Raw genomic sequence first — 17,342 nt, forward strand, 5'->3', positions numbered from 1 at the left:
GGCTCCTACAGGGTTGAATTCGATGGTTGATGCATCGCAGAAATTGAAGCTGCGATTTTTTTTGCCTGCAACAATCAAATCCCATTATATGGGATGTATATTTATATATTGAGATTTCCCCGCGTCAGGGTTTATAGTCCAGCTCACTCACTGCCAATAAACAAAACAGGTGAAGCGATGCTGGCGCAATTGATCGCGCTCGATTGGGGGACAACCTCATTACGTGCTTACAAACTCGTCGCGGGTGGCCAGGTGCTCGAACAGCGTTCGCTGTCATCGGGAATCATGCAGCTGCCCCGGACGCCGCGAATCATTAAAGGTCTGGCATGCACCGACGGTTTCGAATTGGCCTTTGACGAGGCCTGCGGTGACTGGCTCGATGAGCAACCCGGTTTGCCGGTGATTGCCTGCGGCATGGTCGGCAGCGCGCAAGGCTGGCGCGAAGCGGCCTACCGTGACACGCCGGCAAACGTTGCCAATCTCGGAACTTCCCTACAAACCATTCGCAGTCTTCGCGGTGTCGATGTGCACATCGTGCCGGGCGTGATTCAGCGTTCGCGCCTGCCGAATGTGATGCGCGGTGAAGAAACCCAGGTCCTCGGCGTGCTGCAAAACCTGGCGGGCGAGGCGGGCAGCGATCTGTTGATCGGCCTGCCGGGCAGCCATTCGAAATGGGTGGAAGTGGCCGATGGCTGCATCGTGCATTTCGACACCTTCATGACCGGCGAAGTCTTCGCGGTGCTCAGCGAACACAGCATTCTCGGGCGCACCCAGCAACGCGGTGGGTCTTTTGATGGCGACGCGTTTGACCGTGGCGTGCAAGTGGCCCTGTCGGCGGACGGCGAAATCGGCCCGCTGTCGACGCTGTTCAGTGCCCGCAGCCTCGGGCTGACCGGCGAGCTGAGCGGCAGTGCGCAACCGGATTATTTGTCCGGCCTGTTGATCGGCCATGAGCTGTCGGCGCTGGCCACGGTTCAGCGGCGTCGGCGCAACAGCGTTCATCTGCCATCGATCATTCTCATCGGCAATTCCCAACTCTGTGCCCGTTACAGCCGGGCGCTCGACGCCTGCGGTTTTGCCCGAGTGACGCTGGCCGAACAGGCCACCGAACGCGGGTTGTGGCAACTGGCGCTCGCCGCCGGGCTGATCACTCCAAACCCATCCCGTTAAACCTGACTGGAGGTCTGACATGCTCAAACAAGCATTGGCGCAAAACGGTCTGATCGCAATCCTGCGTGGCCTGCGCCCGCAGGAAGCGGCGGCTATCGGAGAAGTCCTTTACGCAGCCGGATTTCGCGTCATCGAAGTGCCGCTCAATTCCCCCGAGCCGTACGAAAGTATCCGCATCCTGCGCAGTACCTTGCCTGCCGATTGCCTGATCGGTGCCGGCACGGTGTTGACGCCGGAGCAGGTCGAGCAAGTGAAAGCCGCCGGCGGGCAGGTCATCGTCATGCCCCACAGCGATCCCAAAGTGCTGCGCGCCGCGAAGGCCGCCGGGTTGTTCCTGTCGCCTGGCGTGGCGACGCCGACCGAAGCGTTCGCTGCACTGGCCGAAGGCGCGGACGTGCTGAAGATGTTCCCCGCCGAGCAAATGGGCCCGGCGGTTGTAAAAGCCTGGCTGGCGGTGTTGCCCGCCGGGACGATTCTGGCGCCGGTAGGCGGGATCACCCCGGAGAACATGCAGGTGTTTATCGACGCGGGCGTGAAGGGCTTCGGCCTCGGGTCCGGGTTGTTCAAACCGGGCATGACGGCGGCGCAAGTGGCGTCCAACGCCAAGGCCTACGTCGCTGCGTGGAACGCTCTGCGTTAAGACTTTTTTGGCGCCGAGCGCGCTGCATCTAATAAGAGAGAGAAGAGATGAAAATCACCAAACTGACCACCTTCATCGTTCCGCCGCGCTGGTGCTTCCTGAAAGTGGAAACCGACGAGGGCGTGACTGGTTGGGGCGAGCCCGTGGTCGAAGGCCGTGCCCACACGGTGGCGGCTGCCGTTGAAGAATTGTCCGACTACCTGATCGGCAAAGACCCACGCAACATCGAAGACATCTGGACCGTGCTGTATCGCGGCGGCTTCTACCGGGGCGGTGCGATCCACATGAGTGCGCTGGCCGGTATCGACCAGGCGTTGTGGGACATCAAGGGCAAGGCCTTGGGTGTGTCGGTCAGCGACCTGCTCGGTGGTCAGGTGCGCGACAAGATTCGTGTCTATTCGTGGATTGGCGGTGACCGTCCGGCAGACACCGCGCGCGCCGCGAAAGAAGCGGTCAGCCGTGGTTTCACCGCCGTGAAAATGAACGGCACCGAAGAGCTGCAATTCCTCGATTCCTTCGAGAAAGTCGACCTGGCCCTGGCCAACGTTGCCGCCGTGCGTGATGCGGTCGGCCCGAACGTGGGTATCGGTGTGGACTTCCATGGCCGGGTACACAAGCCCATGGCCAAGGTGCTGATGAAGGAACTCGATCCGTACAAACTGATGTTCATCGAAGAGCCGGTGCTCAGCGAAAACTACGAAGCGCTGAAGGAGCTGGCACCGCTGACCAGCACACCGATTGCCCTCGGTGAGCGTCTGTTCTCGCGTTGGGATTTCAAGCGCGTGCTCAGCGAAGGTTACGTCGACATCATCCAGCCGGATGCTTCTCATGCCGGTGGCATCACCGAGACTCGCAAGATCGCCAACATGGCCGAAGCCTACGACGTAGCGCTGGCGCTGCATTGCCCGTTGGGGCCGATTGCACTGGCGGCGTGTCTGCAACTGGATGCGGTTTGCTACAACGCGTTCATCCAGGAACAGAGCCTGGGTATCCACTACAACGAGAGCAACGACCTGCTGGATTACGTCAAGGATCCGCGGGTGTTCGATTACGACAAAGGCTTCGTGAAGATTCCGAACGGCCCGGGCCTAGGGATCGAGATCAACGAGGAGTACGTGATCGAACGCGCGGCGGTCGGGCATCGCTGGCGCAACCCGATCTGGCGCCATGCCGATGGCAGTTTTGCCGAGTGGTGAGTGATCTCTGACTCACCGCAAATCCCCTGTAGGAGCCGGCTTGCTGGCGATAGCGGCGCATCATTCAACATTGATGGTGCCTGACACACCCCCATCGCCAGCAAGCCAGCTCCTACAGGGGGCAGTGCAAGTCTTTAGACCGACCTCAATAAACATAAGAAGAGGCATTCCCCATGCAACCGCAAACCCTCACCGGGCAGGCGTCGTTGGTGGCGCCCAGCCGCAAGCGTTTTTTCATCATGGTCCTGCTGTTCATCACCGTGGTGATCAACTATCTGGACCGCAGCAACCTGTCCATCGCCGCCCCGGCGCTGACCAGTGACCTGGGCATCGACCCGATCCACGTCGGACTGATTTTCTCCGCGTTCGGCTGGACCTACGCCGCCATGCAGATCCCCGGCGGCTGGCTGGTGGATCGAGTTCCGCCGCGCATCCTTTATAGCCTCGCCTTGCTGCTGTGGTCGATCGCCACGGTGATGCTCGGTTTCGCCGCCAGCTTCATTGCGCTGTTCGTCTTGCGCATGGCGGTCGGTGCGCTGGAAGCCCCGGCGTATCCGATCAACAGCCGCGTGGTCACCACCTGGTTCCCGGAGCGTGAGCGCGCCACGGCCATTGGTTTCTACACCTCCGGCCAGTTCGTCGGGTTGGCGTTCCTGACGCCGGTACTCGCCTGGTTGCAGCATGAATTTGGCTGGCACATGGTGTTCGTCAGCACCGGTGCGGTGGGCATTCTCTGGGCGGTGATCTGGTACGCGGTGTATCGCGAGCCACGGGATTTCAAAGGCGCCAATGACGCTGAAATCGACCTGATCCGCGAAGGCGGCGGGCTGGTGGATATTCAGGCCGAGCAAGCGAAGGTCAAGGCCAAATTCAGCTGGACCGACCTCGGCATCGTCCTGACCAAGCGCAAGTTGTGGGGCATTTACCTTGGCCAGTTCTGCCTCAACTCGACGTTGTGGTTTTTCCTGACGTGGTTCCCGACCTACCTGGTGAAGTACCGCGGCATGGATTTCATCAAGTCCGGCCTGCTGGCATCGTTGCCGTTTCTCGCCGCTTTCGTCGGCGTACTCTGTTCCGGCTTCTTCTCCGACTTCCTGATCCGTCGCGGCTACACGGTGGGTTTCGCCCGCAAGTTGCCGATCATTGGCGGCTTGCTGATTTCCACCTCGATCATCGGCGCCAATTTCGTCGAGTCGACGCCGCTGGTGATTGCCTTCCTCGCCTTGGCGTTCTTCGGCAACGGTCTGGCTTCGATCACCTGGTCGCTGGTTTCTACGCTGGCACCAGCACGCTTGTTGGGGCTGACCGGCGGCGTGTTTAACTTCATAGGCAACCTGTCGGCGATTGCTACGCCGATTGTCATCGGTTTCCTCGCCAGCGGTGATTCGTTCGCTCCAGCGATCACCTACATCTCGGTTCTGGCGTTGTTGGGTGCGCTTTCCTACATTCTGCTGGTCGGGAAGGTCGAGCGTATCAAGTTGTAGTCGTAGCCGTCGGGCGACCATAATGCCGCCCGTTCACTCGCTCAACGGTAAAGGCTGGATATGCAGGAAGACGCCCCAAAAATCGCCAAGGACGCCGCGCCGACCGGCACTCAGACCCTGCTTCGCGGTCTGGGTGTGGTTCAGGCCGTGGCCAGTGGCGCCCGCGATCTCAAGGAAATCGCCCGGCTGATCGGCACGACGCGCAGCACCACCCATCGTCTGGCCAGTTGCCTGGTGGACGAGCGTTATCTGCGCGTGGTGCCGCAAGTCGGTTATTTGCTGGGGCCGAAGCTGATCGAGCTGGGCTTTCAGGCGCGTGAGGAATTGCCGCTGGTCACGTTGGCCGGTCCGTATCTGGATGAGTTGTCGGCGTTGACCGGCGACACCATTCACCTGGCGATTCGCGAGGGCGACGAAGTGCTGTACCTGCACAAGAATCCGGGGCGCAATGGTCCGGAAATGCGTTCGCGGGTTGGCCACCGCATGCCGTTGGCGCGCACCGGGATCGGCAAGGCGCTGATGCTCGATGACACGCAGGAAGAATGGCAACGGCTGTACGAAGTCAGCCTGCCGGCGGGTGGGAAAAATCAGTTCTGGCCGCAGCACCCGGAGCAATCCTGGGAGCAGTTTCAGCAGCGCATGATTGAGTACGTGGCGGGCGGTTACGCCTTCGACCTGGAAGACAACGAACCGTCGATCCGCTGCGTGGCGGCGCCAATCCGTGACGCGAGCAAGCGCATCGTCGCCGGCATCAGCATCGCCAGCACCGTGCCGTACATGCCGCTGGAAAAAATGGCCGAGCTGATTCCCCTGATCAAAGGGGTCACGGCCCGGCTCTCGGCGGAACTTGGCTTGAAGGTATAAACCGCTAAGGTTTAGACCTTCAGCGTCGCCATGTCGATGACGAAGCGGTACTTCACGTCACCGGCGATCATGCGGGCGTAAGCCTCGTTGATCTGGCGGATGTCGAGCATTTCGATGTCGCAGGTGATGTTGTGCTCGGCGCAGAAATCCAGCACTTCCTGGGTTTCGGCGATACCGCCGATCAGCGAGCCGGCCAGTACACGGCGGCCCAGCACCAATTTGGCCGCGTGGACCGGTGGATCAATCGGTTCAATCAACCCCACCAGAATGTGCACGCCGTCGAAACGCAGCGTGTCGAGGTAGGGATTGAGGTCGTGCTGCACCGGAATGGTGTCCAGCAGAAAGTCGAAATGGCCGGCAGCGGCTTTCATCTGCTCGGCATCGGTGGACACGATCACATGGTCCGCGCCCTGACGACGACCTTCTTCAGCCTTGCTTGCCGAGCGGGTGAACAGCGTGACTTCCGCGCCCATTGCCTTGGCGAACTTGATGCCCATGTGGCCGAGGCCGCCCATGCCGAGAATCCCGACCTTGTCGCCCGCTTTCACGCCGTAGTGCTTGAGCGGCGAGTAGGTGGTGATGCCCGCGCAGAGGATCGGCGCGGCGCTGGCCAGGTCAAGTTTTTCCGGGATGCGCACCACGAAGTGCTCGCTGACCACGATGCTGTCGGAGTAACCGCCCATGGTGTTGCTGCCATCGACCCGGTCGGGTGTGGCGTAGGTCATGGTCGGACCTTCGAGGCAATATTGTTCGAGGTTGGCCTGGCAGGCTTCGCAGCTGCGGCAGGAATCGACCATGCAGCCGACGCCGACCAGATCGCCGACTTTATGTTGGGTGACATTCGCACCGATGGCGGTCACTTTGCCTACGATCTCATGGCCGGGCATCAGCGGGTAAACGGCAATGCCCCACTCATTGCGCGCCTGATGGATGTCGGAATGGCAGACGCCGCAGTAGAGAATTTCGATCGCCACGTCATCGGCACGCGGGCTGCGGCGTTCGAATTTCACGGGGGCAAGGGGAGTGGTGGCCGACTGGGCGGCGTATCCGATGGCGGTGTACATGGTGGACCTCGCAAAAAGCATGACAGGTGAGGCGGCGCATTCTGGGCGCCGCACCTTTGCGCGGCCATGGCGATTCCTCCGGGTGTCATGCCTATTCCTCCGGCATCTGCGTTCGTTGGGTCCAATGGGCAATCAGACCTGCGATGATGCTTTCATCCCTTTTTCCGTGATTATTTTGTGAAGAGCTCCCATGTTGTTGACCCGTCATCTCGATGCCAATGCCACGCTGGTTTCGCTGATTGAGCCACTGGCGACCCGCGACGGTTTCACCCAGACCGAGTTGCCCGGTGTGCAAGTTCTGCGCGCGAGTTGTGACGTCGCCCGTGGCCCGCATATTTATGAACCGAGCCTGATGATCATCGCCCAGGGCAGCAAACTGGCGTATCTGGGGCCGCGAACCCTGGAGTACGGCGCCGGGCATTACTTGATTCAAGCGTTGCCGGTGCCGTTCGAGTGCGAAACCTTTGCCTTGCCGAATGCGCCGCTGCTCGGGGTTTCCGTGGCGATTGACCGGGTGCTGCTGGGGGAATTGGTGCTGGCGATGGGACTGGCGCCGGGACGGCACATTGCGGCGCAGACGCCGGAGTCGATGACCTCGGTAGTGCTCGACGACGGCATGCGCGGCTGTGTGGAGCGGTTGTTGCGTTGTCTGCACGATCCTCTGGAGGCGCGGATCATGGGGCCGTCACACCTGCGCGAGTTGTTGTTCGTCGCGTTGCGCGGGCCGCAGGCGGATGTGTTGCGCGCGCTGGTGGAACAGCAGGGGCAGTTCGCCCGTGTCGCGGCGTCGATCAGCCATTTGCATGCGCACTACGCCGAACCCTTGAACGTCGAGACCCTGGCCAGTTGCGCGAACATGAGCGCGTCGACCTTTCATGAGCATTTCAAGCGCAGCACGTTGTTGTCGCCGGTGCAGTATTTGAAGCGATTGCGCTTGCTCAAGGCGCAGACGTTGCTGGTGGCGGAGGGCTTGGGCGTGGCGCAGGTGGCGCATCGGGTCGGGTACCAGAGCACGTCGCAGTTCAGTCGGGAGTACAAGCGCTACTTTGAGCGTAATCCCGGTGACGAACGCGCTGCCTGACAACCCCCTGTAGGAGCCGGCTTGCTGGCGATAGCGTCCGTCCAGTCAATATACAAGTTGACTGACACACCGCTATCGCCAGCAAGCCGGCTCCTACAAGGGCCGTGTTGGGGTATGAATTGTGGGCAACAAAAAGGCCCCCATTTAGGGAGCCTTGATGTTCAGCGATTCAACTTACATGTTCGGGTAAGTCGGGCCGCCAGCGCCTTCCGGCGCCACCCAGGTGATGTTCTGTGCAGGGTCCTTGATGTCGCAGGTCTTGCAGTGAACGCAGTTCTGGGCGTTGATCTGGAAGCGCTTCTCGCCGTCTTCCTTGGTGACCACCTCATACACGCCGGCCGGGCAGTAACGCTGGGCAGGTTCATCGTACATCGGCAGGTTCTTGGCGATCGGGATGCTCAGGTCGGCCAGCTTCAGGTGGCAAGGCTGTTCTTCTTCGTGGTTGGTACCGGAGATGAACACCGAGCTGAGTTTGTCGAAACTGATTTTGCCATCCGGTTTCGGGTAGTCGATCTTCTTGCAGTCGGCCGCGAGTTTCAGGCAAGCGTAATCCGGCTTGGTGTCGTGCAGGGTGAACGGCAGTTTGCCGCCGAAGATGTTCTGGTCCAGCCAGTTGAAACCACCGCCGACGATGGCGCCGAACTTGTGGATCGCCGGGCCGAAGTTGCGGCTGGCGAACAGCTCGTCGTAGAGCCAGCTCTTCTTGAACGCGTCGACGTAAGTGGTCAGTTCTTCGGTGCCGTCCTTTTCAGCGAACAGCGCCTCGGCCACGGATTCAGCGGCGAGCATGCCGGACTTCATCGCGGTGTGGCTGCCTTTGATCTTGGCGAAGTTCAGGGTGCCGAGGTCGCAACCGATCAGCGCGCCGCCCTTGAAGACCATTTTCGGCAGCGAGTTCAGGCCGCCCTTGCAGATGGCGCGTGCGCCGTAGCTGATGCGCTTGCCGCCTTCCAGGTACTGCTTGAGTACCGGGTGATGCTTGAGGCGCTGGAACTCGTCGAACGGCGACAGGTAGGTGTTGCTGTAGGACAGATCAACGATCAGGCCGACCACCACCTGGTTGTTTTCCAGGTGATAGAGGAACGAGCCGCCAGTGTTCTCGGTGCCCATGATGTCCAGCGGCCAGCCGGCGGTATGCACCACCAGGCCTGGCTGATGTTTGGCCGGGTCGATTTCCCAGATTTCTTTCAGGCCGATGCCGTAGTGCTGTGCGTCGGCTTCGCTGTCGAGGTTGAAGCGCTTGATCAACTGCTTGCCGATGTGGCCACGGCAGCCTTCGGCGAACAGCGTGTACTTGCCGCGCAATTCCATGCCTGGGGTGTACAGGCCTTCTTTCGGGTTGCCTTCGCGGTCAACGCCCAGATCACCGGTGATGATCCCGCGCACCACGCCGTTTTCGTCGAACAGTGCTTCCTGCGCGGCGAAGCCCGGGTAGATTTCTACGCCCAGGTTTTCGGCCTGCTGAGCCAGCCAGCGGCACAGGTTGCCCAGGGAGATGATGTAGTTGCCTTCGTTGTGCATGGTCTTGGGCACAAAGAGGTCGGGAATCTTCTGCGCGCTGTCGGCGTTTTTCAGCACGAAAATGTCATCGCGGGTGACCGGCGTGTTCAGCGGCGCGCCAAGTTCTTTCCAGTCCGGGAACAGTTCGTTCAGGGCGCGTGGTTCGAACACGGCACCGGACAGGATGTGAGCACCCACTTCGGAGCCTTTTTCGACCACGCAGACGCTGATTTCCTTACCGGCTTCAGCAGCCTTCTGCTTCAAGCGGCAGGCGGCGGAAAGACCAGCGGGGCCGGCACCGACGATGACCACGTCGAATTCCATGTATTCGCGTTCCACAGGTTATCTCCTACTCAAGGCTCAACAGTTTTTTTTCTAATTGGAGGTTTGGTGTCGCATCCATGAATTCCTGCACGAGGCAGGAAGAGGACAATCGATGAACCACCTTTCTCTTTGGGTGGCGCATTATATCTACACCACTCTTAGCGTCCAATACAAACGTTTGTTTGAATCGGCTCAAAGCCAGAGAAATCAAAGTCACGCGGCTTATGACTGGCCATTTTGCCGTATTGACCGGAATAGGCGTTCCGGTCAAGATACGGTCGGTTTTGCGCTCGCCGTAGGCTGACTGTTGGTTTCAAGAGCACCTCTAAAGACAGGGCGATGGCAGTACAAGGTGACGCGCAGCGCAGTGTTGGCGCGCAGTTTACACGCCACGATATTTAATGACTTGTTGGTCACCACTGACGAACGGTCATCAACGTCATGAGCGATGGTCACTTGACACGTATGCCGGCGTTTTTAGAGGTGCCCTTGCGCCCGATGAGCATCAACCGCCAGGTTCGCCTAGGCGACTTTCTTTTCACCGGAGAGTAACGAGGAATCCATGAAGGTTCTTGTAGCTGTCAAACGCGTTGTGGATTACAACGTCAAGGTTCGCGTCAAGGCGGACAATTCCGGCGTCGACCTCGCCAACGTGAAGATGTCGATGAACCCGTTCTGCGAAATCGCAGTGGAAGAAGCCGTACGCCTGAAAGAGAAAGGCGTTGCGACTGAAATCGTCGTCGTCTCCATCGGCCCGTCCACCGCTCAAGAGCAACTGCGCACCGCGCTGGCTCTGGGTGCCGACCGCGCCATCCTCGTCGAATCCGCTGAAGATCTGACTTCCCTGGCCGTTGCCAAGCTGCTCAAGGCTGTTGTCGACAAGGAACAGCCTCAGCTGGTGATCCTTGGCAAACAAGCCATCGACAGCGACAACAACCAGACTGGCCAGATGCTCGCTGCATTGAGCGGCTACGGTCAGGGCACCTTCGCGTCCAAAGTCGAAGTGTCCGGCGACAGCGTTGCCGTGACCCGCGAAATCGACGGCGGCGCGCAAACAGTTTCCCTGAAACTGCCGGCCATCGTCACCACCGACCTGCGTTTGAACGAGCCGCGCTACGCGTCCCTGCCAAACATCATGAAAGCCAAGAAGAAGCCTCTCGAAGTGCTGACTCCGGACGCTTTGGGCGTTTCCACCGCCTCCACCAACAAGACCGTGAAAGTCGAAGCGCCTGCTGCACGCAGCGCGGGTATCAAGGTCAAGTCGGTGGCTGAACTGGTCGAGAAACTGAAAAACGAAGCGAAGGTAATCTAAATGACTATCTTGGTTATTGCTGAACACGACAACAAAGTGCTGGCCCCGGCCACTCTGAACACCGTGGCTGCTGCTGCCAAAATCGGCGGCGACATCCACGTGCTGGTTGCAGGCCAGGGCGCTGGCGCCGTGGCTGAAGCCGCTGCGAAAGTGGCTGGCGTGGCTAAAGTGCTGGTGGCCGATAACGCCGCCTACGCTCACCAACTGCCGGAAAACGTCGCGCCACTGGTTGCCGAGCTGGGCAAGGGCTACAGCCACATCCTGGCTGCCGCTACTTCCAACGGCAAAAACATCCTGCCGCGCGTTGCCGCTCAGCTGGACGTTGACCAGATCTCCGAGATCATCTCGGTTGAAAGCGCTGACACTTTCAAGCGCCCGATCTACGCCGGTAACGCCATCGCTACCGTTCAGTCGAACGCTGCGGTCAAAGTGATCACCGTGCGTGCCACCGGCTTCGACCCGGTTGCCGCTGAAGGCGGTTCGGCTGCCGTTGAAGCAGTTGCTGCTGCGCACAACGCCGGCACTTCGAGCTTCGTCGGTGAAGAACTGGCCAAGTCCGATCGTCCGGAACTGACCGCTGCCAAAATCGTCGTTTCCGGCGGTCGCGGCATGCAGAACGGCGACAACTTCAAACACCTGTACGCCCTGGCCGACAAGCTGGGCGCTGCCGTGGGTGCTTCCCGCGCCGCGGTCGACGCAGGTTTCGTACCCAACGACATGCAGGTCGGTCAGACCGGCAAGATCGTTGCTCCACAGCTGTACATCGCGGTCGGTATCTCCGGCGCGATCCAGCACCTGGCCGGCATGAAAGACTCCAAAGTGATCGTTGCGATCAACAAGGACGAAGAAGCGCCGATCTTCCAGGTGGCCGATTACGGCCTGGTGGCGGACCTGTTCGAAGCCATCCCTGAGCTCGAGAAGCTGGTCTAATCCAGCCGCTTGACCTATAAAGAGCCCGACCTTTTGGTCGGGCTTTTTTTTGCTCTTCCTGTAGGAGCCGGCTTGCTGGCGATGGCATCACCGCGGTGTTTCAAATGAACCGCAGTGTCGCCATCGCCAGCAAGCCGGCTCCTACAGGGGATATAACCGGGTTTGAGTGGAGTGTATTGCCATGGATCTGCATCGAGTGTTCAGTTGGTCATTGCTGCTGGGGCTGACGCTGTTGCCGACGCTGTCCATCGCAGCGGGCAAGTGTGAGCGACTGGTGGTCACCGGCAGCCCGGATGCGCCGCCGTATCTGTGGCAAGACCCGCAAAACCCCAAGCACCTGATCGGGGCCAGTGCCGATCTGTTGCAACAAGTAGCAGGGCAGTTGGGCATCAAGGTCGAGATGCTCTATGCCGGCAAACGCGCTCAGGCGCTGGAGGAAGTGCGCAGTGGGCGCATGGACATGCTGGCCGACGCGCCGTTGACGGTCAGTGAGCTGGAAACCCTGGATTACATTCATCCGCCGTTGCTGGAAAACGATTACCTGGTCTGGACCCGAAAAGACTCGCCACTGGTCTACAACCAGGCGCAGGACCTTCACGGTCACCCCGGCGCGTTGTCGGAAAAGTCTCGAATGACCTCGGAATTCGGTACGTTTGCCGAGCAGCAATTGACCCTCGTACGCACCCCCAACCTGACCCAGGCCCTTCAGAAATTGCTGTTGGGGGAAGTGGAATTTGTCCTCGCCGGACGCTATTCGGGCATGGCAGCCGCACAGGCCTTGAGCATGGCCAATGACCTCGTCGCGCGCCCGCAGCCGGTCGACAAACCCGGCCTGTTCCTCGCGGTTTCCCATAACTCTGCCTGCAACGATCCGTGGTTGCGCGGACAGCTGGCCAAAAAGATGACAGAATTGCCCGCGTCCGGACTGACGGAAGCCGTGCTGCAACGCAATATCGAGCGCTGGAAAGCGCAGCAACAGCAGCCACAGCAACCACCCGCCAGTACCCCAAAACAGTAGGGATTTTTAGTGAGTATTCGACCTCTTTTCGCTGCCCTGGCCGTTCTGGCTCTGGCGGGTTGTGCAGCCGATCCGGCGCCGAATGAACAAATACGCCTGACCGAACAGGTGCTCGTGCAAGCCAAAGCCGTGGGGGCCACCGCGGACGATGTGCCGGAAATGAAACTGGCCGAAGAAAAATTCGCCCGTGCCCAAGGTGATATGGCCGATCAGTCTTACAAGCATGCACGCATGCGCTCCGAACAGGCCGAACTTGACGCGCGCCTGGCTGAAGCCAAGGTCCTGACGCTCAAAAGTGAAGAGAAGCTGGATCTTCTCAACACCCGCATCACTCGATTGCGCAAGCAAGTGGGGGATGCTCAATGAACCTCACGTCCAAAGCTATCGGCGGCTTGATCCTCGTGGGCTGTGCCAGCCTCTATGGCTGCGCCGGTCAGCGCAGTGAGGCCGCGCTGCAAGAAGCGGGTGCTGACTTTCAGAAGGTGAAAGAGGATTCCAGCGTGCTGCGAATCGCACCGAAAGACGTGATCCGTGCCGGTGAATCCCTGGCCCGTGCCGATCGACTGTCCAGCTACTGGGGCAGCGGGTCCGACGTACTGCATTACGCCTACCTGAGCCGGCGCTACAGCGAAATCGCTCGGGAGCACACCAATCAGGTACTCAACGAAGAGCGCGCGGCGAAGCTCGAACTGGAGCGCCAGCGCCTGCAACTGGCCCTGCGCGAATCCAAACTGCTGAGTGTGCAGCAGCAGGGCAAGTGGCTTGAAGAGCAGATTGTTGCGCTGGCCACGACCCAGACTGACCGTGGCCTGGTGATGACCCTCGGCGACGTGCTGTTCGACACTGGCGAAGCGGAACTGAAAAACTCGGCGAACCGCGTGGTGTTGAAGATCGTGCAATTCCTGCAGCTCAATCCCAAGCGCGTCGTGCGCATCGAAGGCTACGCCGACAGCACCGGCGGCAAGCAGGAAAACCTCAAACTGTCCCGTGACCGTGCGCAATCGGTGGCGGACGTGTTGACGGACCTGGGCATCGACGAAAAACGCATTAAGGTCGAAGGTTATGGCGACGAATACCCGGTAGACGCGAACGCCTCGGAACGGGGCCGGGCGCAGAACCGTCGAGTGGAAATTGTGTTCTCCGACGAAAAAGGCCTGCTCGGCGCCGCCCGGTAATGGACGCTTCCTTGTGAAACCATGCAATCCGTAGGAGCCGGCTTGCTGGCGATGGCGTCACCGCGGTGTTTCAGACGAACCGCAGTGATGCTATCGCCAGCAAGCCGGCTCCTACAAACCCGGGCTGCCCGTCAGCGCCGGGTTTTTTTGTGTCTGCGAATTGCCTCGCAAAGCAGTACAGATTTTGCTGACACTGCACTGTACCGTCGACTATTGTGACAACTGTCCCCGTACACTTCTAAACTGTTCCGGTATTGTTTCACACAAGAATAAAATGCCCGTGAAATCGAGTGCTGCGTCATGACCAATCTCTTGCTCTACCAACGTATTGCTCAACAACTGGCCGAAGACATCCGTCGTGGGGTCTATCGGCCGGGGGAGCGCGTGCCTTCGGTGCGCAAGATGAGTTCGCAGCTCAATGTCAGCCATGCGACGGTGTTGCAGGCGTATGCCAATCTCGAAGATCAGGGGCTGATCCGTGCCCGGCCGCAGTCGGGTTACTACGTGCACCAGACGCCGGCCCTGACTGCGCCGACACCGGACATCGCCCGGGTCGAACGTCCCGGCCTGGTCACTCGCAGCAGCATCATTCAACAAGTGTTGGTCGAATCCCGTCGTGAGGGCGTGTTTCCCTTGGGCGCGGCGGTGCCGAGCGTCGATTACCTGCCGGTGCGAGCGCTGCATCAGCAGCTGGCCAAAGTCACCCGATTCCATAGCCCACGGGCATTCAGTTACATGTTCAGCCCCGGTTTTGAACCGTTGCGGCGGCAAGTGGCAATTCGCATGCGCGATGCCGGCGTGGTGGTCGATCCGTCGGAAGTGGTCATTACCCACGGCTGCGTCGATGCCTTGCAGATGTCCCTGCGCGTGCTGACCCGGCCGGGCGACTTGATCGCCGCCGAGTCGCCAACCTACTACGGGTTGCTGCAACTGGCCGATCTGCTGGGCCTGAAAGTCATCGAGATCCCCAGCGATCCGGCCACCGGCATGAGCCTGGAAGCCTTGCAACTGGCAGCGAATCAGTGGTCGATCAAAGCGCTGGTGCTGACTACGCGCCTGAGCAATCCGCTGGGCGGCACCATGCCCGAAGAGCGGCAGAAACAACTGCTGCGCCTGGCCTCGGATTTCGATATTCAGGTGGTCGAAGACGATATCTACGGCGAACTGATGTTCGAGCAGGGCCGCACCAAGGCACTCAAGGCCTACGACCGGCTGGATCGGGTGATCTACTGTTCAAGCTTCTCCAAGACCCTGTCTCCGGGTGTGCGGATTGGCTGGATGATTGCCGGCAAGTACCAGCAGGAAATCCAGCGCTTGCAGACCTTCAGCACGCATTCGGCTTGCAGCGTTACGCAGATGGGGATCGCGGCGTATCTGGAAAATGGCGGTTACGACCGGCATTTGCGATACATCCGTCAGGAGTACCGCAAAAATCTCAGCGCTTTCCAGCTCGCGGTGCAGCAGTATTTCCCGGAAGGCACACAGATGACCCGGCCGACCGGCGGCTTCATTCTGTGGGTGAGTCTGCCGGGGCGGGTCAATACACAAGAACTTCATGTGCGCGCGTTGCAGCAAGGCATCAGCATCGCACCGGGGCTGATTTTCAGTAACACCGAGCAGTTCAATCACTGCATTCGGCTCAACTGCGGCATTCCCTGGAATCGCGAAGCCGAGCGTGCATTGATGACCCTGGGCATGCTGGCTACCCAGCTTTGCCAGGAGATGGCCGGCGGAATGTGAAGGGGCGGGCGGGTAATTCCTGCCCGAGCTTGTCATGTCGCGTCCAACGAGCGAGCATATGCCCTCTGCCGATAGCGCCGTTCCCCGTTGGATCCATGAAACCGATTTTTCCTGCCGCCTGGTTGTCGATCTGCCTGCTGATAACCTTCAATTCGGAAGGCGTCCTGGCGGCTCCCGTTCAGGAAAAACCGGCCGCCAGCGCGACATCGAAAAAACCGGCACCGGCAAAAAAAGCCACGCCGGTCAAAAAGAAAGCGGCTACGCAGAAAAAACGTTCGCCCATTGCCTCCAAATCGAAACCGGCCAGTGAAGTGGTGAAAACCAAACTGCCTTCGGCTGACCTGGATTTGAGCTTGCCTGAGGAAATGGCCGAAGAGTTTAAGCCGGTCGGTACAGTCCCGTTGCCCCGGCACGATGCGGTGTTGCCAAAAATGTTTGGTGAGAAGGCCGGCAGCTCTCCGTTCCAGCTCAACGGGCGACTGATCAGCAACGAAATGAAGTTGCAACTGCGTAACGAAGAGCGTCGAGACGTCGATGGCGCGGCGCTGGAATTGGAGTTCAAGCAGTAAATCCTCCCTCGGCGTGACCCGCAGGCCAGACGCTTTGTCGGAGACTGGTCAGTCACGCTGGTTTGAGCGTAAAAACCCGGCGGCAGGTAATTTAAAACAACTGTTTTAGCGGTTACTCTGTGCCCCGTCCTTTAACACATCACCCGTCGCGAGGAGCTCGTCGTCATGAAATGCCGTGAAGGCTGTGGCGCCTGTTGCATTGCCCCTTCCATCAGTTCTCCGATTCCCGGTATGCCCAATGGCAAAGCCGCTGGAGAACGTTGCGTTCAACTCTCTGCCGAAAACCTGTGCAGTATTTTCGGCCAACCGGAACGTCCGGCCGTATGTTCGGCGTTTGAAGCCGACGTCGAAGTCTGCGGAAACAGCAGTGACGAAGCGATCAGATTGCTGGGCTGGTGGGAGCAGATGACGGCGGCGTGATGTGTCAACGAACGGAACTTCAACAATAAGGAATAAGATTATGGGTTCGCTGCATCGTATGGCTGTGCTGTGTGGTTTGACGGTTTTGCTGGCGACTGCCACCGCACAGGCCGAAGACTGGAAGGTGGCCAAGAATGAAGACGGCATCAAGGTGTCCTTGAGTGAAGTGGCCGGCTCTGACTACAAGGCTTATCAGGGCGTTACCCTGATGAAAACCACCATGGCCAAATTGCGCACACTCCAGGAAGACGTGGCGGGCGCCTGCTCGTGGATTCACGAATGCAAGCAGCAGAAACTGCTCAAGCATGAAGGCGATCAGAGCTGGACCTACACCCAGTTCAATACCCCATGGCCGGTGACTGCGCGTGATTCGGTGCTGCATATCACGACTACCGTAGGCGCCGATGGCAGTCTGACCCGTAAGCTTGAGGGCGTGCCGAAGTACATTCCTGAAGAAAAGGGTTTTGTGCGGGTTGCCAAGGTAGATGGGTTCTGGAAGTTCGTGCCCAAGGGTGACCAGATTGAAGTGACCTATCAGGTTCACACTGAGCCGGGTGGTAGCGTGCCTTCGATGATTGCCAACAAGTTTGTGGTTGATGCGCCGTTCAATACCTTGAAAGCCCTGAAAGAGCGTGCCGAGAAGTAATCGCTAGTTTTCTTTCTATAAAAAGCCCTGATTTGATCGGGGCTTTTTTTTTGCGGGTTTGTTTGATTGGTGTGCATATCCGTAGATGCGGTCATGGCGGCTTATGGTTTCGCTTTTACAGCGAGTCACTTGGAAGAGCCCCAAGTAACCAAGGGCTCTTGCCCCTTTCGTTCGGTGGCTCGCTAATGCTCGCCATGCCCTCGCTCCGG

At 59.5% G+C, this 17,342-nt stretch carries 17 protein-coding genes; 15 read left to right on the plus strand and 2 right to left on the minus strand.

What is annotated here, in order from left to right; genetic code table 11:
• The first annotated feature begins 177 nt into the window (after window positions 1–177).
• The 5 genes from PMI32_RS06500 (at window position 178) to PMI32_RS06480 (ending at window position 5,354) form a co-directional block, all read left to right on the plus strand.
• Window positions 178–1,170: a 2-dehydro-3-deoxygalactonokinase gene (locus PMI32_RS06500; RefSeq protein WP_008032869.1), complete on the plus strand. Its 993-nt coding sequence runs from the start codon at window positions 178–180 to the stop codon at window positions 1,168–1,170.
• A 19-nt stretch (window positions 1,171–1,189) separates the two neighbouring features.
• Window positions 1,190–1,810, plus strand: a complete 621-nt coding sequence (locus PMI32_RS06495; protein WP_008032870.1) for a 2-dehydro-3-deoxy-6-phosphogalactonate aldolase — start codon at window positions 1,190–1,192, stop codon at window positions 1,808–1,810.
• Between the two features lie 47 nt (window positions 1,811–1,857).
• Window positions 1,858–3,006 (plus strand): galactonate dehydratase, encoded by a 1,149-nt coding sequence (dgoD, locus tag PMI32_RS06490; RefSeq protein ID WP_007903915.1) that lies wholly within the window; start codon window positions 1,858–1,860, stop codon window positions 3,004–3,006.
• A gap of 173 nt (window positions 3,007–3,179) precedes the next feature.
• Window positions 3,180–4,490, plus strand: a complete 1,311-nt coding sequence (locus PMI32_RS06485) for an MFS transporter (protein ID WP_008032871.1) — start codon at window positions 3,180–3,182, stop codon at window positions 4,488–4,490.
• A 60-nt stretch (window positions 4,491–4,550) separates the two neighbouring features.
• Window positions 4,551–5,354, plus strand: coding sequence for an IclR family transcriptional regulator (locus PMI32_RS06480; RefSeq protein ID WP_008032872.1), 804 nt, complete (start codon window positions 4,551–4,553; stop codon window positions 5,352–5,354).
• 11 nt (window positions 5,355–5,365) lie between these two features.
• Here PMI32_RS06480 and PMI32_RS06475 read toward each other — a convergent pair whose 3' ends face one another.
• A complete protein-coding gene (locus PMI32_RS06475; RefSeq protein ID WP_008032874.1) occupies window positions 5,366–6,418 on the minus strand; it encodes an NAD(P)-dependent alcohol dehydrogenase in 1,053 nt (350 codons plus the stop codon).
• Window positions 6,419–6,608: 190 nt separating this feature from the next.
• On the opposite strand from PMI32_RS06475, the gene PMI32_RS06470 reads away from it, so the two are divergent.
• Window positions 6,609–7,499, plus strand: a complete 891-nt coding sequence (locus PMI32_RS06470; protein ID WP_008032877.1) for an AraC family transcriptional regulator — start codon at window positions 6,609–6,611, stop codon at window positions 7,497–7,499.
• A gap of 174 nt (window positions 7,500–7,673) precedes the next feature.
• On the opposite strand, the gene PMI32_RS06465 is transcribed toward PMI32_RS06470, so the two are convergent.
• Window positions 7,674–9,338 carry an electron transfer flavoprotein-ubiquinone oxidoreductase gene (locus tag PMI32_RS06465; RefSeq protein WP_032829072.1) on the minus strand — a complete coding sequence of 555 codons (1,665 nt, stop codon included), beginning with the start codon at window positions 9,336–9,338 and terminating at the stop codon, window positions 7,674–7,676.
• Window positions 9,339–9,885: 547 nt separating this feature from the next.
• Here PMI32_RS06465 and PMI32_RS06460 point away from each other — a divergent pair.
• The 9 genes from PMI32_RS06460 to PMI32_RS06420 all read left to right on the plus strand — a co-directional run bounded on the left by PMI32_RS06460 (window position 9,886) and on the right by PMI32_RS06420 (window position 17,133).
• Complete coding sequence (locus PMI32_RS06460) at window positions 9,886–10,635, plus strand: electron transfer flavoprotein subunit beta/FixA family protein (RefSeq protein ID WP_007942046.1); 750 nt, start codon at window positions 9,886–9,888, stop codon at window positions 10,633–10,635.
• Window positions 10,636–11,565, plus strand: coding sequence for an electron transfer flavoprotein subunit alpha/FixB family protein (locus tag PMI32_RS06455; RefSeq protein ID WP_008032881.1), 930 nt, complete (start codon window positions 10,636–10,638; stop codon window positions 11,563–11,565).
• Between the two features lie 181 nt (window positions 11,566–11,746).
• Complete coding sequence (locus PMI32_RS06450; RefSeq protein ID WP_008032882.1) at window positions 11,747–12,583, plus strand: substrate-binding periplasmic protein; 837 nt, start codon at window positions 11,747–11,749, stop codon at window positions 12,581–12,583.
• Between the two features lie 9 nt (window positions 12,584–12,592).
• Complete coding sequence (locus tag PMI32_RS06445) at window positions 12,593–12,949, plus strand: DUF4398 domain-containing protein (protein WP_008032884.1); 357 nt, start codon at window positions 12,593–12,595, stop codon at window positions 12,947–12,949.
• Window positions 12,946–13,758, plus strand: coding sequence for an OmpA family protein (locus PMI32_RS06440; RefSeq protein WP_008032885.1), 813 nt, complete (start codon window positions 12,946–12,948; stop codon window positions 13,756–13,758). The genes PMI32_RS06445 and PMI32_RS06440 overlap by 4 nt, the downstream gene beginning before the upstream one ends.
• 300 nt (window positions 13,759–14,058) lie before the next feature.
• Window positions 14,059–15,498 carry an aminotransferase-like domain-containing protein gene (locus tag PMI32_RS06435; protein ID WP_008032886.1) on the plus strand — a complete coding sequence of 480 codons (1,440 nt, stop codon included), beginning with the start codon at window positions 14,059–14,061 and terminating at the stop codon, window positions 15,496–15,498.
• A 95-nt stretch (window positions 15,499–15,593) separates the two neighbouring features.
• On the plus strand, window positions 15,594–16,067 hold the full coding sequence (locus PMI32_RS06430) for a hypothetical protein (RefSeq protein WP_008032887.1): 474 nt from the start codon (window positions 15,594–15,596) through the stop codon (window positions 16,065–16,067).
• A 165-nt stretch (window positions 16,068–16,232) separates the two neighbouring features.
• Window positions 16,233–16,487 carry a YkgJ family cysteine cluster protein gene (locus PMI32_RS06425; RefSeq protein ID WP_008032889.1) on the plus strand — a complete coding sequence of 85 codons (255 nt, stop codon included), beginning with the start codon at window positions 16,233–16,235 and terminating at the stop codon, window positions 16,485–16,487.
• A 40-nt stretch (window positions 16,488–16,527) separates the two neighbouring features.
• Complete coding sequence (locus PMI32_RS06420; RefSeq protein ID WP_008032900.1) at window positions 16,528–17,133, plus strand: START domain-containing protein; 606 nt, start codon at window positions 16,528–16,530, stop codon at window positions 17,131–17,133.
• Window positions 17,134–17,342 lie beyond the last annotated feature (209 nt).

Source organism: Pseudomonas sp. GM60 (assembly GCF_000282415.1).
Taxonomy (GTDB): domain Bacteria; phylum Pseudomonadota; class Gammaproteobacteria; order Pseudomonadales; family Pseudomonadaceae; genus Aquipseudomonas; species Aquipseudomonas migulae.